This is a genomic window from Neorhizobium populisoli (assembly GCF_019430945.1).
GTDB classification, from domain to species: domain Bacteria; phylum Pseudomonadota; class Alphaproteobacteria; order Rhizobiales; family Rhizobiaceae; genus Neorhizobium; species Neorhizobium populisoli.
Genome location: NZ_JAHYCB010000005.1, coordinates 433178 through 456404 on the forward strand (window position 1 = coordinate 433178; position 23227 = coordinate 456404).

The window sequence follows — 23227 nt, forward strand, 5'->3', positions numbered from 1 at the left end:
TTTCGACTGGACTACCGAAGCTGCCGCCCTCACCTGAGTGGCGGCAGTTTTGCTTTAAGCGTCTCGGGCAAGGGGCCGAGCGCCAGCCGCCGCAGTTGCGGCCAACCGACGCCGATTACCAGCACGAAGGCGCCGGCGATCGAAAGTGCGATGAAGACCGCGCTGCCCCCACCGATCTCGCCACGGCTCAAGATGCTGCCGATTGCGGCAATCAGCGAGACAAGTCCCGATGTCACGAAGGCACGCCGGTCGATGATCAACCCGATTGCCATCAGCACGACAACGATCGCCAGCACCTTGGCCGCACTGTCATATGTCTGCATGCGCTCGAGTGAAAGAAGCCCATCCACCTGCCCCACGAAGACGAGGCCGAGCATCGCATAGAGCAATGCGGGTGCGGCACCGAGATGCAGCCAGAACGCAATGTCGGAACGCCGCGTGACCCGCCCGGGATCGGAAAGATCGTAGCGCATGGCGACGGCAAAGAGCGCAACGGCGCTGATGGCGAAGATGACGGCCGACACGGCCGGATAGGTTTCGGCAAAATCCTTCGTTCCTGCCGCATACCCCAGGAGATAGAACAGCCCGGTCAGGAGAAAAGCGAAGAACGATAGCAGAAGGATCGAAAGGCCGATCGGAATGCGATAGCGCCAGTAAAATGCCCCCATGACAACGGGAAGCGGCGAGAGCATGGTCAATACCCAAGCGGTGCCGCTGGGGGTGATCCCCTGCCACTCCACCAAGAACATCATCGTGTAAAAGGCCCAGATCACTGTCGCCAGGCTGAGCACCACGGCCGGAAGCGCCAGCCGCTGCCGGACAACCAGTATCTCGGCCAGAATGATGATGACGGGCAGCATCGCCAGGATCGAGCCAAGCCCCCAAACGCCAGCGAGCAGTATCAATACGCCGATGGTGATCAGCACGTCGTGAAAGCCGCGGACGAAACGGGGCGCCTCCGTATCCTCAACGCTCGCCTCCATGGAAGTGGCAGCCTTAACAGCCACCTGCGTCGAAGCCACGAAACCGTTTTGCGACAGATAGGCCTCGAGCGGCCTGACCTGTGCCTCGTTGATCAGCCCACTGCCGGCGGCCCTGTCCAAAACCTGTCTGAGCGTATCCACGAATCTCTCACCCTGCCCACAACTATGACGCATCAACAGAGCACGATTTTTGCTAAAAAGGCAGCCGGTTTGTCGATTGGTGCGAATGCAAAAAATCTGGGCAAAGCGATTGTTACCAAAGGCATGATTGCCTAATGTGACGGCCGTTTTCGCATTTAAGCCCGGACATCAGCCAAGGCCATATCCATGCTCCATTTTGAGGATTTTCTCCCCGGCCGGTCTTATCCGCTTGCCGAAAAGCAGGTGACCGCCGAGGAGATCGTCGAGTTCGCTTCCGAGTTCGACCCCCAGCCGATGCATCTCTCGGAAGAAGCCGGCAAGGCGAGTATTCTCGGCGGGCTGTCAGCTTCTGGCTGGCATACATCCAGCATGTTCATGCGCATGATGTTCGACGGTTGGCTGTACAATTCTTCTTCGGAAGGTTCCCCCGGCATCGAATTCATGGAATGGAAAAAGCCGGTCCTAGCAGGCGATACGCTGTCCGGACGTTCCACAGTCATCGAATCCCGCGCGCTGCGCTCGCGCCCCGGCATCGGCATGGTGAAGTTCCTGCATGAGGTCGAGAACCAGCGCGGCGAACTCGTCATGCGCGGAGAGAACCCGATCATGATGCGGTTCCGCAATGTCGAGGAGAATGCCGCATGAGGCTGTTCGAACTGTCCCCACCCGGCAAGAAAGTCATCACCGGCACGCTCGTTTTCACGGCGGAAGACATCGTCCGTTACGCCAAGAAATACGACCCGCAGCCCTTCCATGTCGACGCGGAAGCGGCCAGGAACTACGTCTTCGGCGGCCTTTGCGCCTCCGGCTGGCATACCTGCGCCGGCTGGATGAAGACCTATATCGCTTACTGGCAGAAGGAAGTGGCGCGGCTCGAAGGCGAAGGCCTTGCTGCGCCGAAGCTCGGACCCTCCGCCGGCTTCAAGAAGCTGCAATGGCTGAAGCCGGTCTATGCCGGCGACAGCGTCACCTATTCGGTCGAACTGGTGGAAACCCGGCCACTGATGTCGCGCGCCGGCACCTTTATCAACATGACCGTCTGCGATGGTGTGAACCAGAATGGCGAGACGGTGATGCGTTACGAGGGTACGGTTCTGGAATTTGCGTGAGGCAATAACGGTAGGCGCTCTGTTCCTTTAAGCCGCTATCCCACTCACCCGGAATATACCCCTCATCCACCTGCCGGCACCTTCACCCCGTTTTACGGGGTGAAGGAAACGCGTAGCGCAGACGTTTACCAAAACCACATGGTTCGGAACGGGGTACGTCCCTTCTCCCCAATAGGCGCAATCTCCTCGTCGCCGAACCTCAGTGCCCCGAAAACTCCATCAGCGTCCTTACCTCGACGCCCAGCGCCTCGAGCTTCTTGCGACCGCCGATATCCGGCAGGTCGATGACGAAACAGGCGGACACGATCTCCGCACCAAGCTGACGCAGCAGCTTGACGGCGCCTTCTGCCGTGCCGCCGGTGGCGATCAGGTCATCGGTCAGGATTACCTTCTCGCCGGGCTTCACGGCGTCCACATGCATCTCCATCTCATCGACGCCGTATTCCAGGCTATAGGCGATCCGCACCGTGTCATGCGGCAGCTTGCCCTTTTTGCGGATCGGCACGAAGCCGGCCTTGAGTTGGTGCGCCAGTGCGCCACCCAGGATGAAGCCGCGCGCCTCGATGCCGGCAACTTTGTCGACGCCAAGGCCGATATAGGGCTTCACCAGTTCATCGACGGCCTGCCGGAAGGCAACGGCGTCGCCGAGCAACGTGGTGATATCGCGAAAAATGATGCCGGGCTTCGGGTAATCCGGAATGGAGCGGACAGCGGCGGCGAGATCGTTTTGGGAAGACATGTGGACCTGAATGATTGAGGAAGAACGCGCGACCCTATCAATTCCGGCTGCGTTCCCAAAACGAAAAAGGCGACCCGAAGGCCGCCTTTTCAAGATCAGGAAATAGGAGCACGGAGCGCTCCAGAGGAACTCAATGTTCCTTGTTTGCGTAGACCGACTTCTTCGTCAGGTAGATGAGGCCAGTGAAGATCAGCAGGAAGATCATGACCATGAAGCCAGTACGCTTGCGCTCTTCGAGATGCGGCTCAGCAGTCCACATCAGGAAGGCGGAAACGTCGCGGGCGTACTGGTCGACCGTCTGTGGCGAGCCGTCTTCATAGGTCACCTGATCGTTGCTGATCGGCTGAGCCATGGCGAGCGAAGCTGCGTTGGCGAAGTACGGGTTGTAATGGCCGCCTTCCGGAACCTGGACGCCTGCCGGCGGCTGTTCGTACCCGGTGATCAGCGAGTGGATATAGTCCGGTCCACCTTCCTGATACTGGGTGAACATGTCGAAGATGAACTGCGGGAAGCCGCGGGTAATGCCGCGTGCCTTGGCGAGCAGCGACATATCCGGCGGGGCCGCACCATTGTTGGCGGCGGCTGCAGCCTGCGCGTTCGGGTAAGGCGACGGGAAGTAGTCCGAAGGCACGGCCTTGCGGGTGAACATCTCGCCTGCGTCGTTCGGACCGTCCTGTACTTCGTATTCGGCAGCGAAGGCCTTTACCTGGGCTTCCGAGTAGCCGAGCTCTTCCAGCGTACGGAAGGCGACGAGCTTCATCGAATGGCAGGCGGAACAGACTTCCTTATAGACCTTCAGACCGCGCTGCAGCTGGCCCTTGTCGTAATGGCCGAACGGACCGGCGAAGCTCCACTCTTCCTGCTTCGGATGCTTGATCGGGTAGTGCGGGGTCGCACCTTCCGCATGCTCTCCACCGGCGGGAGCCGCCGCATGGTCCTGCGCCACCACGACAGTGGTGACGCCGACGCCTGCCACCAGGGCCAGCGAGAAGAGGCTTGCAACGAGCTTTTTCATGTTTTCTATCCCTCTCGGTCGCAGGCTCAGGCCGACTTGCCGCTCTTTTCCAGAACAGCTTCGGTGATGGAGTTCGGAATACGGCGCGGTGTCTCGAACAGGCCAAGCAGCGGCATGATCACGATGAAGAAGCCGAAGTAGTAGACGGTGCCGAGCTGCGACATCAGCGTGAACACGCCTTCCGCAGGCTGAGAACCGAGCCAGCCGAGCATGATGGCATTCGCAACGAACAGCCAGAAGAACAGCTTGTACCACGGACGATAAACGGCGGAACGAACCTTCGAGGTGTCGAGCCAGGGCAGGAAGAACAGGATGATGATCGAGCCGAACATCACCAGAACGCCGCCAAGCTTCGAGTCGATCGGGCCGACATTGAAGGTGATGGCGCGCAGCATCGCGTAGAACGGTAGGTAGTACCATTCCGGAACGATGTGAGCCGGGGTCTTCAGCGCGTCAGCCGGAATGTAGTTGTCCGGATGGCCGAGGAAGTTCGGCATGTAGAAGATGAACCAGGCGTAGAAGATCAGGAAAACCGATACGCCGAGAGCGTCCTTCAGCGTCGCATAAGGCGTGAAGGGAACGGTATCCGTCTTGGTCTTGACTTCGACGCCGGTCGGGTTGGTCTGACCGGTGACGTGCAGCGCCCAGATGTGCAGGACGACGACGCCGGCGATCATGAACGGCAGCAGGTAATGCAGCGAGAAGAAGCGGTTCAGCGTCGGCTGATCGACGGCAAAGCCGCCAAGCAGGAACTGCTGAATCCATTCGCCGACCAGCGGGAAGGCCGAGAAGAAGCCGGTGATGACGGTCGCGCCCCAGAAGGACATCTGACCCCAGGGCAGAACGTAGCCCATGAAGCCGGTCGCCATCATCAGCAGATAGATCACTACGCCGAGAATCCAGAGGATTTCGCGGGGCGCCTTGTAGGAGCCGTAATAGAGGCCGCGGGCGATGTGGAGGTAGACGGCGATGAAAAAGAAGGATGCGCCGTTGGCATGCATGTAGCGCAAGAGCCAGCCGTGATTGACGTCACGCACGATCTTTTCGACGCTGTTGAACGCATCGACGGTCGAAGCGACATAGTGCATGGCGAGCACGACGCCGGTCAGGATCTGCACGATGAGCATGACGGCCAACATCGCACCGAACGTATAGGCATAGTTCAGGTTGCGGGGAACGGGGTAGGAAATGAAGCTGTCATGGACCATGCGCGGCAACGGAAGCCGCGAGTCGATCCATTTTTCGATGCCGGTCGACGGCTGATATGTGGAATGACCGCTCATAAATATTATCCCCTCACCCGATCTGGATCACTGTATCGGACTTGAAACTGAAAGTCGGAATGGCCAGGTTCTCCGGCGCCGGGCCTTTGCGGATGCGGCCGGCCGTGTCGTAGACCGAGCCATGGCAGGGACAGAACCATCCATTGTATTCGCCGGACTGGCCGAGCGGTACGCAGCCGAGATGGGTGCAGGAGCCGATCATGACGATCCAGTTTTCCTTGCCCTTGCCGCCGGAACGATCGACGCCGGTCGCCTGCGCGTCGGCTGCCAGGTTGGCGTTGCGCGCAACCGGGTCCTTGAGTTCCGCCATCGGCACGTCTGCAGCAGCCTTGACTTCTTCCGGCGTGCGGTTGCGGATGAAGACGGGCTTGCCGCGCCACTTGACCGTCAGCGACATGCCCGGCTGCAGCGCTGCAACGTTCACTTCGATCGAAGCGAGCGCCAGCGTCGAGGCGTCCGGACGCATCTGGTCGATGAAAGGCCATGCTACGGATACGGCGCCGACGGCGCCGGCCATGCCAGTCGTCAGGTAGAGGAAATCACGGCGAGTGGGCTCGCCCAGTGTTTCGCTGTGTGTGTCGTGCTCGCTCACGGCTTAATCTTCCTTCTCACGCAATTGCGGAACCGCATGCTCCCGTCCCGGCGAATCTCACTTGAACACAATTCGAACACAGATTCCCCGGCAATTGGGCGCGTTCTATGCTTGATCGCAAAATATGTCCAGTCTTGGCAAGTGCTTGGTAGCCACATTATAGCGGGAAAACACCGGCCGGTTCGACCATCGCAAGAGGGTGCGGCAAAAAGCGCCCGACAGTCCAGACTTTCTCGTCATTCGGCGCCGCCAAAGCCCTTTAATTGCAGCGTGATCCGGATATCTCGGCACCTGCAGCATTAACCCCGTTCGCCATGCCGCATTGCAACAGGCAGGACCCCGTGATAGGCGGATGGCAGCATAGAAGGCGGCCGCTCCGGACTTATCTGAATGAGACAGACACTATCGGTTGCCATCTGCGTCATCGTGTCGCTTGTATTGGGCGCAATCGGCACCCGTTACGTTCATCCGCACTGGTTCTTCGCAACGCTTCAGAGCCTGCATCTGCACGCTGCCGCCGCCTGCGTTTTCGCCATGATCCTGGCGCTCATCCTGAAGCGTCATTTCCTGATCTGGCTATTGTTCGCCGTCTCTTTGCTGTTTACCGGGCATGCGGTGCTGATGGGTTTCGATTTCGCCGACCGGCCCACAGCTGCCGAGGCGAATGCCCCAACATTCAAGCTCTTGTCCTTCAATATCCTCAACGACAATTTCGAGAATTCGGACGCGGTCGTGCAAGCGATCACATCATCAGGCGCCGATCTGGTCAATGTCATGGAAGCCGCCCCGATCCGCGCTCATCTTGATGAGATCGCCAAGGTCTATCCCTACCGCGTCGGCTGCGGCATTCTCATCCCGTTCTGCGACCAGATGATGCTGTCGAAAACTCCGATCGAAACCCCTGTTGTGAAAAGCCTCAGCGAGATTTTCCCGTCGCGCTTCATCATCGCCAAGGTCAATGTTGCCGGCCGCATCATCAATTTCGCCGGCATCCATACGACCAAGCCCTATTTCGACAATTTCCACTCTCTGGAGCTTGGCCGTGCGGCCCTGGCGATCAGCGAAACAACCGGACCGCTTCTGCTGTCGGGTGACTTCAACGCCTCTAGCCTGGCGCCCAACATGCGTCGCTTCCTCACCGTGACGAAACTGAAGACCGGTGGATGGGAGCCTGCGACGTGGCCGATCCGCGCCGGCCTGTTCGGCGTACCGATCGATCACATTTTTGCCCGCGAGCCGCTGAAGATAAAGTCGATAAAACAGCTGCCCGACGCGCTCGGATCGAACCACTACGGCCTGATTGCCGAGATCGCCATCACCGGCCAGCAGTGATCACTGCTTATTGCGCGGCGTCTGCGGCCAGGAAGCCGCCCGACTGCCTTGCCCAGAGTTCCGCATAAAGCCCGCCTGCGGCGATCAGCTCGTTATGCGTCCCCTCTTCGATGATCCGGCCTTTGTCCATGACGATCAGGCGGTCGAGCGTGGCGATGGTCGATAGCCGATGGGCGATCGCCAGAACCGTCTTGCCATGCATCAGCCGTTCGAGATTGGACTGGATCGCCGCTTCGACTTCCGAGTCGAGCGCCGAGGTCGCTTCGTCGAGAACCAGGATCGGTGCATCTTTCAGCATCACCCGCGCAATCGCGATACGCTGGCGCTGGCCGCCGGACAGTTTCACGCCGCGCTCGCCGACATGTGCATCGAAAGCCCTGCGGCCACGCTGATCTTCGAGCGCCAGGATGAACTTGTCGGCCTCCGCCTTGCGCGCCGCATCCAGAAGCTGTTCTTCTGTCGCATCCGGCCGGCCGAACTGGATGTTGTCGCGGATCGAGCGGTGCAGCAGCGAGGTATCCTGCGTCACCATGCCGAGATTGGCCCTCAGCGATTCCTGCGTCACCTGGGCAATGTCCTGACCGTCGATCAGGATGCGCCCGCCTTCGAGATCGTAGAAGCGCAGCAGCAGATTGACCAGCGTCGACTTGCCGGCACCGGAACGTCCGACAATGCCGAGCTTCTCACCCGGTCGGATGATCAGCGACAGATCGTCGATGACGCCCTTCGACTTGCCGTAGTGGAACTTGATATGATCGAACCGGATTTCCGGCTGTTTGACGGTTAACGCAGGCGCATTCGGGACATCCACAAGACCGATCGGCTGGGAAATCAGCTCCGCCGCATTCTGCACCGTGCCGAAATTGCGCATGATGCCGTTGAACTGGGTCATCAGACGGCCGAGCAGAAAGTTCAGCCGCAGCACCAGCGCCAGCGTGAAGGCGACCGCGCCGGAACTGATCAGGCCCGAAAGCCACAGATGGATGCAGAGCGCCGCCATCGTGGTGATCATGATGCCCGAAAGGAGCGCCATCGACGCCCTCACCCCGGTAATGAACCGGGTGAACATGATGAGCGTCGTCTGGTAGGTCTCGAAGCCCCGCTGCATATAGCCGTCATTGGCTTCGTCACGGCCGAAGAGCTTCAGCGTCTGGATATTGCTATAGGCATCGACCATGCGGCCGCTGAGCATTGATGCGGCTTCCGCCGTCTCGCGCGAATGATAGCGGATGCGCGGCACGAAATAGCGCGCCAGCATCGAGAACACGAATACCCAGATGCAGACGACCAAAGCCAGACGCCAGTCCAGGCTGCCGACCAGGAAGAGCATCGAGGCCGAATAGATGCAGACGAACCAGACGCTTTCCATCAGCGAAGTGACGAGATCGCCCGCCGCCTGCCCGCCGGACCAGACCTTGGTGACGATACGGCCGGAAAAATCGTTCTGGAAGAAGGTCAGCGACTGACGCGCCACATGCAGATAGGACTGCCAGCGCATCAGATTGTAGAAGCCGGGCGTGATGATCTGCTGGTCGATCAGCGCGGTAAACATGGTCACCGCGAAACGCACGACCCCAATCAACACCAGCATGGTGAAAAGCTCGGACCCGTGCCGGTCGAGAAGACCGGCCCAGCCCTCGCCAGGCTTCACGGTGGCCAGAATATCGACAAGCCGGCCGACGAACCAGAACAGCGCCGCCTCGATCGCCGCCGTGACACCGCCCATCACGAGCATTCCGACAAACGGCGCCTTGGCCTGGGAAATGTAGAACCAGATGAACGCGAACACGTTCTCCGGCGGCTTCAGGTCATCCCGCCTTGCGAAGGGCTTTACCCAGTTCTCGAATGCGCGGAAGACGGCTGTGATCATGGGATGGATATAGGCGGATTCCCTCAGGCGGCAAAGAAAAAGCCGGCCGATGGAGCTTACAATTTCTTAATGATCCTTGCCGTCATTCGGGTTTGCGAAATCCGGCGATCTGTCGAGCGCAGCATCATCAAAACGCCGGCCTAAACCCAGACCGGCGCTCATCGTTCGAAATCATCGCCAGATGGTCGCCGTCAGAACTCCGACCACCCGTCTGCCGTCTTCGCTCCGCCAAATGCCCCGGCCAGCTTCTGACCAAGCGCCCGGGCCGGAGAGCGGGCCGGTACCGACGTTTCCGAAACGGCGCGAACCGGAGCCCTGCCCTCGCCCAGCTTGAACTGCCCAAGCAACTGCATCAGCGATGCTGCTTTCTTTGCGAGGCTATGAGTGGCGGCCGTAGTCTGCTCGACCATCGCGGCGTTCTTCTGGGTGCCCTGGTCCATCTGGTTGACCGCGACGTTGATTTCTGCAGCCCGGTGGACTGTTCGCGGGAAGTGGTCACGATCGCCGCGACATTTCGGTTGATCTCCTGCACCTCGGCGACAATCGCCTGCAGCGTGCGGCCGGTTTCGTCGACAAGGTTGACACCCTGCCGTACCTGTTCGCCGGACTTGGTGATCAGCGCCTTGATCTCCTTGGCAGCCTGAGCCGAGCGCTGTGCAAGCTCGCGGACTTCCTGCGCGACGACCGCAAAGCCCTTGCCCGCCTCGCCCGCGCGTGCCGCTTCGACACCGGCATTCAGCGCCAGAAGATTGGTCTGGAAGGCGATGTCGTCGATCACCCCGATGATGTTGCTGATCGCGCTGGAAGATTTTTCGATTTCCTGCATCGCCGCCACGGCGTCGCGGACGATCGCACCGGAACGCTCTGCCCCCGCTTTGGTACGCGCGACAAGCTCGCCGGCTTCGTGGGCGCGATGAGCGGCATCCTTGACCGCCGTCGTCACCTCTTCCAGTGCCGCGGCGGTCTCCTCGACGGAGGCGGCCTGTTGTTCGGTGCGTTTGGAGAGGTCTTCAGCAGCCGAACGGATTTCACTGGCGCCTGCATCGATCGAGCGGGCATTCTCGCCGACCGCTGTCAAAGTGGTCTGCAGCGTCTCCAGGGAGGAGTTGAAATTCACCCGCAAAACGTCCAGTTCGCCGTCGAACGCAGTGTGAATGCGATGGGAAATATCGCCCCCTGCCAGGCTGGAGAGCCCCGATGCGATACCGTCTACGGCAGCCTTGACGGAGGCCGCCTCGGCAGTCTTCTGTCGCTCGCGCTCGAGCCGTTCGCGCTCGGACAGGCTGCGGTTCTCGTCCGCCTCCAGCTCCAACCGCACACGCTGCAGCGCATTGTCCCGGAAGACCGCGACGGCGGATGCCATCGAACCGATTTCATCCGCACGGCCGGCAAAGGGAATGGGCCGCTCATTGTCGCCGCCCGCCAGCACTTCCATCGACTGGGTAATCGTCGTGATCGGCTTGACGATGCGGAAATAACTGATGGTCGCGGCACCGACAGCGACCATGGCCGCAAGCCCCAGCGCGATCGACGTGGTAAGGTGGGCCGCGGTATAGCTCGCATCGCTTGCTTTGATCGCGGTATCGGTGATCTCCTGATTGCTGGCAACCATCTCGCCCATGACGGCGACGGCCGCTGCGGCGGCATCGCGCATCTCCCCACGATAGATCAGCTTCGCTTCGTCAAGCCTGCCGGATTGCATCTGTTGCATCAGCTTGTCCGCAGCGCCGGCATAGCTCTTCAGAGAAGCGCTGAGCCGATCGAACTGTTCCTTCGTCTTCGGCGTGGTGATCATCCCTTCAAACGCTTTCATCGCGTCGGTGCGGGTCGAAAGCCGCTTCTCGATCGTCGTGCGCGCCTGATCGAGCTGCTCGGGCGTATCGGCCAGAAGAAGATCGGAATAACCGCGACGCACATCGCTCATCGACTGGTCGATCCTGGCGATCAGCAGCGTTCTCGGCAGCCGCTCGGAGCCGATTACGTTGACTTGTCCTTTAAGAGCACCGAGCGACGTTAGTGCAAGAATGCCTTGGACGACCGCGATCAGTATGACGACGCTGAACAGCGTCGGAAGCAGGAATTTGATTTTCAGACCCAGCATGTTCTTCACGTCGGCCACCTTCGCGTGATTGAAACAGATGAATAACAAGGAGCCTTATATGCATCCCTGTCATCATTAAAGTTGCATACGCGGATCATTTTCCGCATAGACAACACGCTAGGATAGCAAATCTAATAAAACCGTAATTTTTATACTGACAACTCATCCACAATTATTGCCGAGAAATTCCGCATTCTCAGCTCTGAAGATGACAATTGATAATTTGTCAGGTTTTAAAGTCAGGCACCCTCAGATAACTGAGGGCGCCTGACAACTATTCTGCCGCTTCATCTTCCAATGCATCATGTCCGATGAATCCGCCGGACTGGCGGGTCCACAGGTCGGCATAGATGCCATGCGAGGCGACAAGTTCGCGATGCGTGCCCGCTTCGATGATCCGGCCGCGATCGAGCACGATCAGTCGATCCATCTCCGTCAGCGTCGAAAGCCGGTGGGCGATGGCGATTACCGTCTTGCCCTGCATCAGGGCAAACAGGTTCTCCTGGATTGCCGCCTCGACTTCTGAATCGAGCGCCGAGGTCGCTTCGTCCAGCACCAGGATCGGCGCGTCTTTCAGGAAGACACGGGCGATCGCGATGCGCTGGCGCTGGCCGCCGGAAAGCTTGACGCCGCGCTCGCCGACATGCGCATCGAGACCTGTGCGCCCCTGCATGTCGGCAAGACCGTCGATGAAGTCCCAGGCATTCGCACGCTTGGCCGCCTCGATGATATCCGCGTCGCTCGCATCCGGCTTGCCGTAGGCGATGTTGTCGCGGATCGAGCGGTGCAACAGCGACGTATCCTGCGTCACGACACCCACTAGCGAACGCAGGCTATCCTGCGTCACGCCGGCAATGTCCTGACCGTCGATGGTGATGCGGCCGCCTTCCAGATCGTAGAATCGGAGGAGCAGGTTCATCAAGGTTGTCTTGCCTGCGCCCGAGCGTCCGACGAGACCGATCTTCTGGCCCGCGGGAATGTCCAGCGTCAGGCCTTCGATGATGCCCTTGCCCTTGCCATAATGGAAGCCGACATTGTCGTAGACGATGTGGCCCTTGCTTGCGACGAGCTTGCCCGCGCTCGGCCGATCGACAACGTCATGCGCCTTGGTCATCATCGACATGCCGTCATAGACGGTACCGATGTTTTCGAAGAGCGCCGAGACTTCCCACATCACCCATTGCGACATACCGTTGATGCGCATCGCAAGGCCGATGGCGATGGCAATCGCACCGATCGAGATGGCGCTGTCCAGCCAGAACCAGATCGACAGGCCGCCGACGACGAAGAGCGCCGAACAGTTGTAGAAATAGACGAGCACCTGGAAGCCGGTCACCTTGCGCATCTGCGCATGCACCGTCTTCAGGAAGATGTTCATCGCATCCTTGGCATAGGCCTCTTCGCGCCCGGCATGCGAGAACAGCTTGACCGTGGCGATATTGGTGTAGCTGTCAACCACGCGACCGGTCATCATCGAGCGCGCATCCGCCTGCTCGGCAGAGATCTTGCGAAGCCGCGGCACGTAATAGCCGACCGTCACCGAATAGACGGCAACCCAAACGACGAGCGGGACGGCAAGCCGCCAGTCCGCCGCCGCGACCACCGCGATCATCGAGATGAAATAGGTGAAGACGTAGACGAACACGTCGAGCACCTTCATCACCGTCTCGCGCACGGCAAGCGAGGTCTGCATCACCTTGGTCGAGACGCGGCCGGCAAACTCGTTGGCGAAGAACGTCATCGAGTGGCGCAGCAGGAACCGATGCATCTGCCAGCGGGCGATCATCGGGAAATTGCCCATCAGGATCTGGTGCATGATGAGCGAGTTCAGGCCCGCAATCAGCGGCAGCGCGACAAGCACGACCAGCGACATGAAGACGAGCTTCATGCCCTCCCTCTCAAGGAAGGTCGTGCGGTCGGCATGCGACAGCCAGTCGACGATGTCGCCGAGGAACTGGAAGAGCATGACTTCGCCGATGGCGATCAGCATCGTGCAGGTCGACATGATGACGACCCACGGCCAGACGGGCTTGGTATAGTGCCATAGAAAGGCCAGAAGCCCCTTCGGCGGCAACGCGGGCGCCTCGTCCGGATAGGGATTGACGCGATTTTCGAACCACGAAAACATGGTAATGAGCTCCGTAAATCGGGCGACCGCCGAACCCGCTGCGCGCATTGGGTGCCACGGTCGGACGGCAAGTATTCAGTAGAACGCGGCCGCATGCCGGCCACACAACGGGTCAGATATGGGAAGTCTTGCGTGAAACCGCGAAACGCCTAGGCCAGCAGAATGGTCATTCGGCTGGGGAGGCGCGGGAGCACGGTCATATCCATGTAGGCCTCCTTGGGCTGGCGTTGGTAAGTGCCGACCTTCTAGCCTTTCGGACGAAAATTGAAAAGGCCAAATCGGCTGATACGTCCATTCACGACATTGATGTCGCCGAAAATGTTGCCGCCGCGTCACAGCTTGCGCGTGTCCGAAAAGGCCTTGAGGCGCGGCATGCATTTCCCGTAATGACAAGACATGAGCGATCTCCCCACTTCCCTGCCCGCCGGCCTGCGCATTGCCCTTTATCAACCCGATATTCCGGGCAATACCGGCACGATCCTCAGGCTCGCAGCCTGCCTCGGCCTTGGCGTGGACATTATCGAGCCAGCCGGTTTCGATATTTCCGATCGCAATCTCAAACGCTCCGGCATGGATTACCTTTCCGCGGTAACGCTCGTCCGGCACGTCAACTGGCAACGTTTCGACGACTGGCGCCGCAGCGAGAGCCGGCGTCTCGTACTGGCTTCCACCAAGGCGGCCCACCCCTATGCGGATTTCGAGTTTCGGCGGGATGACATTCTGCTTTTCGGCCGGGAGAGCGCTGGTGTGCCAGACAATGTCCACGAAATGGCAGATGCGCGTATCCTGATCCCGATGGTCGCCGGCCAGCGCTCCATCAACGTCGCCATGTCTGCAGCGATGATCGCCGGCGAGGCTCTGCGTCAGACCGGATTTTCGGAATGATCTCTGCAACTTGACGTGATGCTTTCGAGCATCACAAAAAGTGACCGTCCGTTCCATTACCCGATCCGGCATTGCAACGGATCCTATACGAATATTGTCATAAACTGTCGCGATCGGCACTTTGCACGCCTGTGCAATTGAGCTATATTCATTAGCCGGCAACTGAAAATCGCTGCCCGTTCTGTGCCGAATGAGGAGCGCGCGCATGCAATCCACGATCGTCATTATCAACCTGCTCGGTGCCGTCGCCCTGCTGCTATTTGGCCTCGCCCAGGTGAAAGACGGGGTCACTCGCGCCTTCGGGGTCCGCCTCAAAAGCGGCCTCGCCACCGGCACCAAGAGCGGTTTGAGATCGTTCTTTTCCGGCCTGTTTGCCACCATCGCGCTCCAGAGTTCGACTGCCACCGCGCTGACCGTCGCCTCCTTTGCCGAACGAGACCTGATCCGCCCGCGCATGGCGCAGATCGTGCTGCTCGGCGCCAATGTCGGCACGGCCGTCACCGCCTGGCTGGTCGCAACAGGTATCGAATGGCTCTCACCGCTGATCATCCTCGCCGGCCTTGTGCTTTTGCGCGGCCGCTCCTCGGCCCGCCAGGGCGCCGGCACCGCGCTGATCGGCGTCGGCTTGATGCTGCTTTCACTGCATCTTCTGAGCCTCGCCACGGAACCGATGCGCCAGTCGCCGGCGCTTGCCGCCTTTATCGGCCTTCTCGACAATGCCTGGCCGGTCGCGCTGCTCCTTTCTGCCGTGCTCGCCTTCGTTTCGTCGTCCAGCCTTGCTGTCGTCGTGCTGATCCTGTCGCTGGCCTCCACCGGCATCGTGTCCACGGGTCTCGTCATCGTGCTGATCCTCGGCGCCAATCTCGGCGGCGCCATTCCGCCGGTCGTCGCAACCATGTCCGGTCCGGCCGCCGCCCGGCGCATCACGCTCGGTAACCTGATCGTCCGCGGCATCGGCTGCTTCATTGCCCTGCCCTTTGCTGGCTTTGGCGCCGACCTGTTGCAATCCCTGCCGCTGCAGGCCGGAAAACTGCCGGTCGATGCGCATCTTGCCTTCAATATCCTGCTGGCGCTCGCCGCCTGGCCATTCTCCGGCCTGCTCTCACGACTGACGGCCCGCCTCGTCGCCGCCGATGCCCAGGCCGAAACCGGACCGCGCTTCCTCGACGAACAGGCGCTCGGCAACCCCGTTATGGCGCTCGCCAATGCGACGCGCGAGGTGCTGGGCGTCGGCGACGCCATCGAGCGGATGCTGATCCGCGCCGAAAACGCCCTCAAGAACAACGACCTTTCGCCATTGTCGGAGATCAACACGCTGGAAAAGCGCGTCGACCGCCTGCAGCAGGAGGTCAAAATCTATCTGTCGAAGCTCGGCCGCGAGGGCCTTGATAGCGAAAACGCGCGCCGCTCGATCATCATCATCGACTATGCCATCAACCTCGAACATATCGGCGACATCATCGAAAAGGGCATTTGCGACCAGGTTCGCAAGAAGATCACGAACGGCCTCAAATTCTCTGATGACGGGTATGAAGAACTGAAAACGCTGTTCAGCCTCACGATCGATAATCTGCGTTCCGCCCAGACCATTTTCCAGACCGGTGACTTCAACCTCGCCCGCAGGCTGATGGAGATCAAGGTCGATGTGCGCCGGCTGGAAAAGCGCTCCTCGGAGCGCCATCTGGAGCGCCTGCGCGACGGCAAGATGGAGAGCCTGCAGACGAGTTCCCTGCATCTCGACATGCTGCGTGACCTGAAGCGGATCAACGCCCATATCGTCTCGGTCGCCCATCCGATCCTCGACGACAGCGGCGTGCTGGTGGAAAGCCGCCTGCGCCACGCCGAGCCGCGGTCTTAAGCGACGCTCCGCCACCCGGCGATCGCCACTTCTGCGGGCCGTATCTTCCTTCATGCCTGAACTCCCGATTTCTCTTTGAGGGAGCATCTGCTATAAAACCTCAAGCAATATTGAGGTCAACAGCCACCATGAAGAAAAGCGAATTTGGACGGATCGCCCATGAATTGACGGTTGGCGAAGTCGCCGAACGCAGCGGCGTCGCCGTCTCGACGCTGCATTTCTATGAGACCAAAGGCCTAATCCGCAGCTGGCGCAACAGCGGCAACCAGAGGCGCTACCCTCGCTCGATCCTGCGCCGCGTTGCCGTCATCAAGGTGGCTCAGAAGACCGGCATTCCGCTCGCCGATATCGCCGAGGCACTCTCCGTCCTGCCGCATGACAGACCGCTGACCGCAACCGACTGGGAACGCCTCTCCGCCAGCTGGAAACGCCAGCTTGACGAGCGCATAGCCAGCCTTTCGGCGCTTCGCGACCACCTGACAGGCTGCATCGGCTGCGGCTGTCTTTCGATGCGGGACTGTCCGCTCCGCAACCCCGGCGACGAGATGGGCGAAAAAGGCACCGGGCCGCTGCTGCTGGAAACGGATTTCGATGAGAAATAGTCGGTCGGACGAGCCCCGCGCCAACGCCTTGCAGTAGCTTTGCGCACCACTTTGGAATAGACCTAGCACCGGCAGGCAAACATACTTCGACCCGCTCCCTTCTTTTCTTCATCGCAGGAAAACCCATGTCTCCCAGGATCCAGAACCTGTTTTACGCCCTGCCCTTGGCCGCGCTCGCCTTAACCGCCTCTCCGGCAGCAGCCCAAGAAGAATCCGATCACTACGCAGCCGTCAGCAACACGGCGATGAGCATTACCGGCGACATCTGGCTGGACGACGCCGGTATCACCTTCGAAAACGACGAGTACTTGGAGTTTTCGGACCTCGTGGCCGACAAGTTCCGCGTCGATGGCAGGATGGTCCCGGGCTCGGTCTACCGTATTGCCGAACCCGCCGATCCGGTGCTCCTGAACGGCAATAAGCTCTGCGGCTCCGGCAAGGTCACCTATCTGGCGAACTGGGCCTCATCGAAGGGCATGTCGGCGATTGCGGTCTTTACCGGCAAAGCGGCGCCGAAGAGCAGCGCCGAGATGTGCGCGTCCTACACCTATGAGGATCCGCAGTGATGAAGGCTGCCGGCTGGTTCAACCTGCCCGGCATTCTGTTCGGGTTCGCTGTGCTACTATTATTATAAATATATCGGGCCCGTCAGTGTGCCTAAAGCGGCGGGTGAATTCAATCTGCGGTCGGCAACCGCCGCATGGTGAATTCGATCCGGTCGCCTTCGAGCTGGCGCCAGCTTTCGACTTCTGTCCAATAGGCAGCCTTCGGAAATTCGTCGAACCATTCGCGCGCCTTGTCACGCGCATCCTCCCGCGACAGAAGGTAGGTCTCGCGCACGAACATTCCCTGCCGTTCGCCAGCCTTTTCCTGCCGGTGGCGGTCGATCCTGCGCTTCAGCCCGTCAAGCGGCGGGGGTGTGAATTTCGCCATGAAAGCCTCTCATCCGCACCTTTACGAGAATGGAAGGTAATGCGTGGCCGCACGTTTTGCGAGTCTGATTTTCCACTGAAGACAAGCAATGGAATGGCTCGCGAAAGCCATGAGTGGTAGTGGCATTTTCGGAGAAATACGAATCGCGCCAAGTAGATACGGCGAGAGGGAAAGACGATATGGAACGGCCGCAACTGCCCAAAGGGCTGCCCGCAGACATCGAAGACAAGAAAGCCGCCGCGAGAGCGTGGTTCGAGAGCCTTCGTGATACGATCTGCGCCTCCTTTGAGGCGCTCGAGGACGAGCTCGTCGGACCGCTTTCCGACCAGGAGCCCGGCCGCTTCGTCAAGAAGGACTGGCTGCGTGATGGCGGCGCCGGTGGCGGCGGCAAGATGTCGATGATGGAAGGCCGCGTCTTCGAGAAGGTCGGCGTCCACACCTCGACCGTTCATGGCGAATTTTCCCCGGATTTCCGCAGCCAGATCCCCGGCGCCGAAGAAGACCCGAGCTTCTGGGCCTCAGGCATCTCGCTGATCGCGCATCCGGTGAACCCCAATGTGCCGGCCGTGCACATGAACACCCGCATGGTGGTGACGTCGAGCAACTGGTTCGGCGGCGGAGCCGACCTGACGCCGGTGCTAGATCGCCGCCGCACCCAGGAAGACCCGGACAGCCAGCTGTTCCACCGCGTCATGGAAATCACCTGCAAGCGCCATGCAGTGGCCGATTACGACCGCTACAAGGCCTGGTGTGACGACTATTTTTTCCTGAAACATCGCAACGAGGCGCGCGGCGTCGGCGGTATCTTTTTCGACTGGCTGCACTCGGATGAGGAAAAGGGCGGCTGGGACGCCGACTTCGCCTACGTCCAGGACGTCGGCCGCGCCTTTGCCCTCGTCTATCCCAAAATCGTCCGCGCCAACTTCAATCTGGGCTGGACGGAAGAAGATCGCGACGAACAGCTCGTGCGCCGCGGCCGTTATGTCGAATTCAACCTGCTTTACGATCGCGGCACCATCTTCGGCCTGAAGACGGGCGGGAATGTCGAATCCATCCTGTCATCGCTGCCTCCGGTTGTAAGGTGGCCTTAAACCAGACACAGCTCGATCACGGGAACATCAACTTTCAGCTACTGAAGTAGCCCCAACATATCGCCATTAACAAATGCGATATCAGAATCACCGATCAGGTGTTAGCTTCCTCCCGGTTGCAACGGAGGAGACTGCAATGATCGCGTCCACCAGCATGCCCGCGCCGGAGGCGCCTGCCCGCCAGGACCCACCCCGCCTGCTCAACAGCCCTGAACTGATCGAACGTCTCGCGACGGAGATGCGCGCCCGCAGCGGCGGTGAACTTCCGCATTCCTTCTGCGTCGAGCAGGTCAAGCGGCAGCTCGCCGGAAAGAGCGTCGAAACCGGCGCTGCGAATGCGCCGCAGATGCCGCTCAGGCCGGAACAGCGGTCGGTTTTCCACGCCTGGGCGTTTTCCGAATAAGACCCCGGGAACGGTCGAGGACATTTCCGAGTTATCGAACTGAGGCCGGCGGCGTGAGGAGACACTGTCGGCTTCAGCTTCAACGATAGCAGGAGGAAATATCATGCGACTGTTCGAATGCGGCACGCTTGTGCCCGGATGCCAATGGCACACCCGCGCCGAAGAGGATGCGGAAGTGGTCCGCCGTGCGGTGGAGCACATGCGCACCGCGCATGGCGAAGAGACCATTCGTGAAAACATGGTCGACAACATCAAGACCCGCGTTCGCGACGAAGGCAGCCAGCAAGCCGCGTGATCATGTCGGCAGGTTAGACCGCCCAGCCTCGATGACGGGCCACAAACGGCCCGTCAGGACCCAAGGACGGCCTGAACATTTAAAGCGAATTGCGAACCATCGCATCCAGCCGGGCGGAAAGCGCTGCCCGGTCGAGAGCGAAATTGCGCTCCACCCAGAAATCCTCGAGTAGCTTCAGGATTTCCCCCACCCGTTTTCCCGCCGGCACGCCGGCTGAAACGATGTCGGCACCGCTGAGCGGAAAGACCGGCTTCGAATATCCCTCGGCACGCTTCAATAGCACGGAAAACCGCGCCGATTTCCGCATCGCGATCGGATCGCCGTCAGCGCCGCCGCGCGCGCCGGCAAGCGCGATCTTCAGCCGCATGACCATGCCGGCCGGTCCGTGCCGGTAAAGCAGCCGGTCGAAGCCGACATCGGTCACCTCATCTGGCAGGCTCGGTGTCGCGGCCCATCCCGCCATTTGCCCCGTCTCGGCATTCGACATCCGTAGACGTTTCGCCATGGCATCGATACGTGCTGCATCCGGCGGCACGATCGATGCCAGCCGCAGCATCGGATCGGGCTTCCAGCCAAGCGCCTGCTCAGCGGCAACCAGTCCGTGAATGGCGTCGATGCCCCATTTTTCCGTCTCGGGCAGAATTTCTGTCAGCACGCCGACCTGACGCATCCAGAGCAGCGCGCGAGACGGATCAGGAGCGGAAAGCAGCTTCTTCGTCTCAGCCCAGATACGCTCGGCCGAAAGGGTCGAAAGCTTCTCCTTGGCCCGCGCCGAAGCCCGCAATCCGTCGGCATCCGGCCGGCCGACACCGTAATAGGCAAAGAACCGGAAAAACCGCAGGATGCGCAGATAATCCTCCGCAATCCGCTGAGATGCATCACCGATGAAACGGACCGTGCGGCTCTCGATATCCGGAAGACCTTCAACGAGGTCGATGACCGCGCCATCCTTGTCGGCATAAAGCGCATTGATCGTCAGGTCACGCCGTTCGGCATCCGCCTGCCAGTCCGTGCCGAAGGCGACCTTGGCATGCCGGCCGTCCGTCTCGATATCGCGGCGAAGCGTCGTCACCTCGAAAGGATGGCCGTCGATCACCAACGTCACCGTGCCATGCTCGATCCCCGTCGGCACGGCCTTGATGCCAGCCGCGTTGGCCCGCTCCACCACCTTTTGCGGCAGAAGCGTCGTCGCGATGTCCACGTCGGCAACCGGCAATCCCATCAGCGCATTGCGCACCGCGCCGCCTGCCACCCGCGCCTCGCCGCCATCGGCATTCAGGAGCGCCAGCACGCGCGTCAATGCCGGGTCCTGAAACCAGGCTTCGCCGGCAACGCTTTTCGGGGTGGCAGTCATGCATAAAGCCTTTCATAAATCGTCCGCAGAATGCCTGCGGTAATGCCCCAGATATTCCGCTCCTCATAGGGCATCAGGTAGAAATGCCGCTCTGTGCCATTCCACTCGCGGCTGCCGCGTTGATGGTTCGCCTCGTTCATCAGGAAGGACAGCGGCACTTCGAAAACGTCGTCCACCTCGGTCGGATTGAGCTTCAGCGAGAAGCCACGCTTCACCACCGAAAGCACCGGCGTGATGCGAAAACCGGTCGCCGCATAATAGGTCGGCAACCGCGCCAGCGTCTCGACATAGGAACGGTCGAGACCGATCTCTTCCTCCGCTTCACGTAACGCCGCCTGCTCCGGCGAGGTGTCTTCCGGATCGATGCCGCCGCCCGGAAAGGCGATCTGGCCGGAATGTTTCCGTAACGTCGCCGTACGTTGAGTCAGGATGATCTTGGCATCGTTGCCGTCATCAACGACCGGCACCAATACCGCTGCATCGCGAAGCTTCAGCCCGGCAGCAAGATCGACCAGTGTCGGGTTGAGCACATGGTCGCCGTGGTCGCGCCAAGCATGGTCGATCGGCCCGCCATTCTGATGGAGCGCCCGGCGGCGAAAATCGCCCGCGGAATAAAGCGGAAAATCGGTCGATTGGGCTAAGTCATTCATTGGGAAAGCGCTTCCAGTTCTGCTGCCGGCATGACCGGAAACACTTCACCGCCCGAGCGGACGGAAAACATCGGCACATCGTCTATCACGACAGTCTCGCCGAGTTCCACGAGATCATACATCACGGCGCGCGAGACCAGTGCCTCCAACCTGCCGCGAATGAGGAGATAGGGTTTCAGCTCGCGGTTCTCGCCGGCGATCTCGAAACGCAAGGGATGCTCGGGGCCAGCTTCCACCACGTCACCGACATTTGTCCTGAACGTGAGGACCTGAGCCGCTTCACGCTCCGTCACCTGCATCTCGACAGCAAGAAACGGCGCATCCACGACGCGGATGCCGACTTTTTCCACAGGTGTTACGAGATAGGTCTTGCCGTCCTCATCCCTGCGTAGAACGGTCGAGAACAGCCGCACCAGCGGAGCCCGGCCGATCGGCGTGCCCATGTAAAACCATGTGCCGTCGGCCCGAATTTCCATGTCGATATCGCCGCAGAACGGCGGATTCCACTTCTCGACGGGCGGCAAACCGCGCTTTCCCGCCCCCGTCTGCTCGGACGCACGGGAAATCAGGGCTGCGAGCCCTGCTGCATCGGATGCGGAATTAATCGTTTGCGCCGCCATCTTTCAGTCCCGGTTGACCCGTAATCCATGGGAAAGGCAATTGTTCCTCACGAGATAGTCATTCGAAACGTGCTTGTCAGCCATATTTCGGGGAATAAGTTCGATGGGATAAAGCGAGGTGCTGCAATGCGGCGATTCGCTGCCGGACAATGGAAGCCCGGTTTGAAGCCTGCCGGTTCTGGATGCCAAACGGGATGATGGAGAACGACATGGGCATGATGAATTCCACCGAAAACGTCCTCGATGAGAAAGCCATCATCGCCTCTGCCGAAAAGGCCCTTTCCGACATCGCCAGCATCCGCACCGAAATCGCCAAGGTGATCTTCGGTCAGGAGCAGGTTGTCGAGAACACGCTTCTCGCCGTCCTCTCCGGCGGCCATGCGCTGCTCGTCGGCGTCCCGGGCCTCGCCAAGACCAAGCTGGTGACCACGCTCGGCACCGTGCTTGGCCTCGATTCCAATCGTATCCAGTTCACGCCGGACCTGATGCCGTCCGATATCCTTGGCTCCGAAGTCATGGATACCGACGAAGCCGGCCGCCGCTCGTTCCGCTTCATCAAGGGCCCGATCTTCGGCCAGCTGCTGATGGCCGACGAAATCAACCGTGCCTCGCCGCGCACGCAGTCGGCGCTTCTGCAGTCCATGCAGGAATATCACATCACCGTCGCCGGCCGGCGTTACGACCTGCCCGCGCCCTTCCACGTTCTGGCAACCCAGAACCCGCTGGAGCAGGAAGGCACCTACCCTCTCCCCGAAGCGCAGCTCGACCGCTTCCTGCTGCAGGTCGATGTTCTTTACCCGGACCTTGCCGCCGAGCGTCAGATTCTGCTCGACACGACCGGTGTTTCGGAAGCCAAGGCCAGCCGCGTGATCGATTCCGCCCGCCTGCAGGAAATCCAGACCCTGATCCGCCAAATGCCTGTCAGCGATAAAGTGGTAGATGCGATCCTCTCGCTCGTCCGCTCCGCCCGCCCCGGCCATGGCAATGCCAATACCGACAAGAACGTCGCCTGGGGTCCAGGCCCCCGCGCCGGCCAGTCGCTGATGCTGACGGCCCGCGCCCGCGCGCTTTACGAAGGCCGTCTCGCCCCGTCGCTGGACGACGTCTATGCGTTGGCGGAACCAGTTCTCGAGCACCGCATGGCGCTCACCTTCGCGGCCCGTGCCGAAGGCATGTCGGTGCGCGACGTCATTGCCGGCCTGGTAAAGCAGGCTCGCGGCTAAAGAGCTGCCAATCAAAAGGC

24 protein-coding genes are annotated in these 23227 nt (G+C 60.4%); 11 read left to right on the forward strand and 13 right to left on the reverse strand.

Going from position 1 to position 23227, the window contains the following annotated elements; all coding sequences use genetic code 11:
* Window positions 1–29 precede the first annotated feature (29 nt).
* Window positions 30–1124 (reverse strand): hypothetical protein, encoded by a 1095-nt coding sequence (locus KX729_RS16270; protein ID WP_219743515.1) that lies wholly within the window; start codon window positions 1122–1124, stop codon window positions 30–32.
* Window positions 1125–1310: 186 nt separating this feature from the next.
* On the opposite strand from KX729_RS16270, the gene KX729_RS16275 reads away from it, so the two are divergent.
* Both KX729_RS16275 and KX729_RS16280 read left to right on the forward strand, forming a co-directional pair.
* Window positions 1311–1769, forward strand: a complete 459-nt coding sequence (locus tag KX729_RS16275; protein WP_219743516.1) for a MaoC family dehydratase — start codon at window positions 1311–1313, stop codon at window positions 1767–1769.
* A complete protein-coding gene (locus KX729_RS16280) occupies window positions 1766–2233 on the forward strand; it encodes a MaoC family dehydratase (protein WP_219743517.1) in 468 nt (155 codons plus the stop codon). The genes KX729_RS16275 and KX729_RS16280 overlap by 4 nt, the downstream gene beginning before the upstream one ends.
* 199 nt (window positions 2234–2432) lie before the next feature.
* Here KX729_RS16280 and KX729_RS16285 read toward each other — a convergent pair whose 3' ends face one another.
* The 4 genes from KX729_RS16285 to petA form a co-directional block, all read right to left on the reverse strand.
* Complete coding sequence (locus KX729_RS16285) at window positions 2433–2972, reverse strand: adenine phosphoribosyltransferase (RefSeq protein WP_219743518.1); 540 nt, start codon at window positions 2970–2972, stop codon at window positions 2433–2435.
* A gap of 130 nt (window positions 2973–3102) precedes the next feature.
* The gene (locus KX729_RS16290) at window positions 3103–3987 is read right to left on the reverse strand and encodes a cytochrome c1 (protein WP_219743519.1); all 885 of its coding nucleotides are present in this window, start codon (window positions 3985–3987) and stop codon (window positions 3103–3105) included.
* 26 nt (window positions 3988–4013) lie between these two features.
* The gene (locus tag KX729_RS16295) at window positions 4014–5270 is read right to left on the reverse strand and encodes a cytochrome b (protein WP_219743520.1); all 1257 of its coding nucleotides are present in this window, start codon (window positions 5268–5270) and stop codon (window positions 4014–4016) included.
* A gap of 13 nt (window positions 5271–5283) precedes the next feature.
* Complete coding sequence (petA, locus tag KX729_RS16300) at window positions 5284–5862, reverse strand: ubiquinol-cytochrome c reductase iron-sulfur subunit (protein WP_219743521.1); 579 nt, start codon at window positions 5860–5862, stop codon at window positions 5284–5286.
* 390 nt (window positions 5863–6252) lie between these two features.
* Here petA and KX729_RS16305 point away from each other — a divergent pair, with 390 nt between their 5' ends.
* On the forward strand, window positions 6253–7194 hold the full coding sequence (locus tag KX729_RS16305) for an endonuclease/exonuclease/phosphatase family protein (RefSeq protein ID WP_219743522.1): 942 nt from the start codon (window positions 6253–6255) through the stop codon (window positions 7192–7194).
* A gap of 7 nt (window positions 7195–7201) precedes the next feature.
* On the opposite strand, the gene KX729_RS16310 is transcribed toward KX729_RS16305, so the two are convergent.
* From KX729_RS16310 to KX729_RS16320, 4 genes are all read right to left on the reverse strand, one after another.
* Window positions 7202–9064 carry an ABC transporter ATP-binding protein gene (locus KX729_RS16310; RefSeq protein ID WP_219743523.1) on the reverse strand — a complete coding sequence of 621 codons (1863 nt, stop codon included), beginning with the start codon at window positions 9062–9064 and terminating at the stop codon, window positions 7202–7204.
* 191 nt (window positions 9065–9255) lie between these two features.
* The gene (locus KX729_RS34540) at window positions 9256–9417 is read right to left on the reverse strand and encodes a hypothetical protein (protein WP_376775973.1); all 162 of its coding nucleotides are present in this window, start codon (window positions 9415–9417) and stop codon (window positions 9256–9258) included.
* Window positions 9417–11165 (reverse strand): HAMP domain-containing methyl-accepting chemotaxis protein, encoded by a 1749-nt coding sequence (locus tag KX729_RS16315; protein WP_376775987.1) that lies wholly within the window; start codon window positions 11163–11165, stop codon window positions 9417–9419. Before KX729_RS16315 ends, KX729_RS34540 begins: the two co-directional genes overlap by 1 nt.
* Window positions 11166–11439: 274 nt before the next feature.
* Entirely contained in the window at window positions 11440–13293 is a 1854-nt protein-coding gene (locus KX729_RS16320; RefSeq protein ID WP_219743524.1) for an ABC transporter ATP-binding protein, read from the reverse strand.
* Window positions 13294–13689: 396 nt separating this feature from the next.
* Between KX729_RS16320 and KX729_RS16325 the strand changes: the two genes are divergently transcribed.
* The 4 genes from KX729_RS16325 to KX729_RS16340 all read left to right on the forward strand — a co-directional run bounded on the left by KX729_RS16325 (window position 13690) and on the right by KX729_RS16340 (window position 17204).
* Window positions 13690–14178, forward strand: coding sequence for a tRNA (cytidine(34)-2'-O)-methyltransferase (locus KX729_RS16325; protein ID WP_219743525.1), 489 nt, complete (start codon window positions 13690–13692; stop codon window positions 14176–14178).
* Between the two features lie 205 nt (window positions 14179–14383).
* Window positions 14384–16036 (forward strand): Na/Pi cotransporter family protein, encoded by a 1653-nt coding sequence (locus tag KX729_RS16330; protein WP_219743526.1) that lies wholly within the window; start codon window positions 14384–14386, stop codon window positions 16034–16036.
* A gap of 128 nt (window positions 16037–16164) precedes the next feature.
* Entirely contained in the window at window positions 16165–16638 is a 474-nt protein-coding gene (gene soxR / locus KX729_RS16335; RefSeq protein ID WP_219743527.1) for a redox-sensitive transcriptional activator SoxR, read from the forward strand.
* 125 nt (window positions 16639–16763) lie between these two features.
* On the forward strand, window positions 16764–17204 hold the full coding sequence (locus KX729_RS16340; protein WP_246617630.1) for a hypothetical protein: 441 nt from the start codon (window positions 16764–16766) through the stop codon (window positions 17202–17204).
* A gap of 109 nt (window positions 17205–17313) precedes the next feature.
* On the opposite strand, the gene KX729_RS16345 is transcribed toward KX729_RS16340, so the two are convergent.
* Entirely contained in the window at window positions 17314–17571 is a 258-nt protein-coding gene (locus KX729_RS16345; protein WP_219743528.1) for a hypothetical protein, read from the reverse strand.
* 179 nt (window positions 17572–17750) lie between these two features.
* Here KX729_RS16345 and hemF point away from each other — a divergent pair, with 179 nt between their 5' ends.
* The 3 genes from hemF (at window position 17751) to KX729_RS16360 (ending at window position 19360) form a co-directional block, all read left to right on the forward strand.
* The gene (gene hemF, locus KX729_RS16350; RefSeq protein WP_219743529.1) at window positions 17751–18662 is read left to right on the forward strand and encodes an oxygen-dependent coproporphyrinogen oxidase; all 912 of its coding nucleotides are present in this window, start codon (window positions 17751–17753) and stop codon (window positions 18660–18662) included.
* Window positions 18663–18798: 136 nt separating this feature from the next.
* The gene (locus tag KX729_RS16355; protein WP_219743530.1) at window positions 18799–19065 is read left to right on the forward strand and encodes a hypothetical protein; all 267 of its coding nucleotides are present in this window, start codon (window positions 18799–18801) and stop codon (window positions 19063–19065) included.
* A 103-nt stretch (window positions 19066–19168) separates the two neighbouring features.
* On the forward strand, window positions 19169–19360 hold the full coding sequence (locus KX729_RS16360) for a DUF1059 domain-containing protein (RefSeq protein ID WP_219743531.1): 192 nt from the start codon (window positions 19169–19171) through the stop codon (window positions 19358–19360).
* Window positions 19361–19439: 79 nt separating this feature from the next.
* Here KX729_RS16360 and KX729_RS16365 read toward each other — a convergent pair whose 3' ends face one another.
* Genes KX729_RS16365 through KX729_RS16375 form a run of 3 tightly spaced genes read right to left on the reverse strand, consistent with a single transcriptional unit; the run spans window position 19440 to window position 21984 of the window.
* Window positions 19440–20714 (reverse strand): CCA tRNA nucleotidyltransferase, encoded by a 1275-nt coding sequence (locus KX729_RS16365; protein WP_219743532.1) that lies wholly within the window; start codon window positions 20712–20714, stop codon window positions 19440–19442.
* Window positions 20711–21364, reverse strand: a complete 654-nt coding sequence (locus tag KX729_RS16370; protein ID WP_219743533.1) for a CoA pyrophosphatase — start codon at window positions 21362–21364, stop codon at window positions 20711–20713. Before KX729_RS16370 ends, KX729_RS16365 begins: the two co-directional genes overlap by 4 nt.
* A complete protein-coding gene (locus KX729_RS16375) occupies window positions 21361–21984 on the reverse strand; it encodes a DUF1285 domain-containing protein (protein ID WP_219743534.1) in 624 nt (207 codons plus the stop codon). The genes KX729_RS16370 and KX729_RS16375 overlap by 4 nt, the downstream gene beginning before the upstream one ends.
* A gap of 209 nt (window positions 21985–22193) precedes the next feature.
* On the opposite strand from KX729_RS16375, the gene KX729_RS16380 reads away from it, so the two are divergent.
* Window positions 22194–23207, forward strand: coding sequence for an AAA family ATPase (locus KX729_RS16380; RefSeq protein WP_219743535.1), 1014 nt, complete (start codon window positions 22194–22196; stop codon window positions 23205–23207).
* Window positions 23208–23227: the final 20 nt, after the last annotated feature.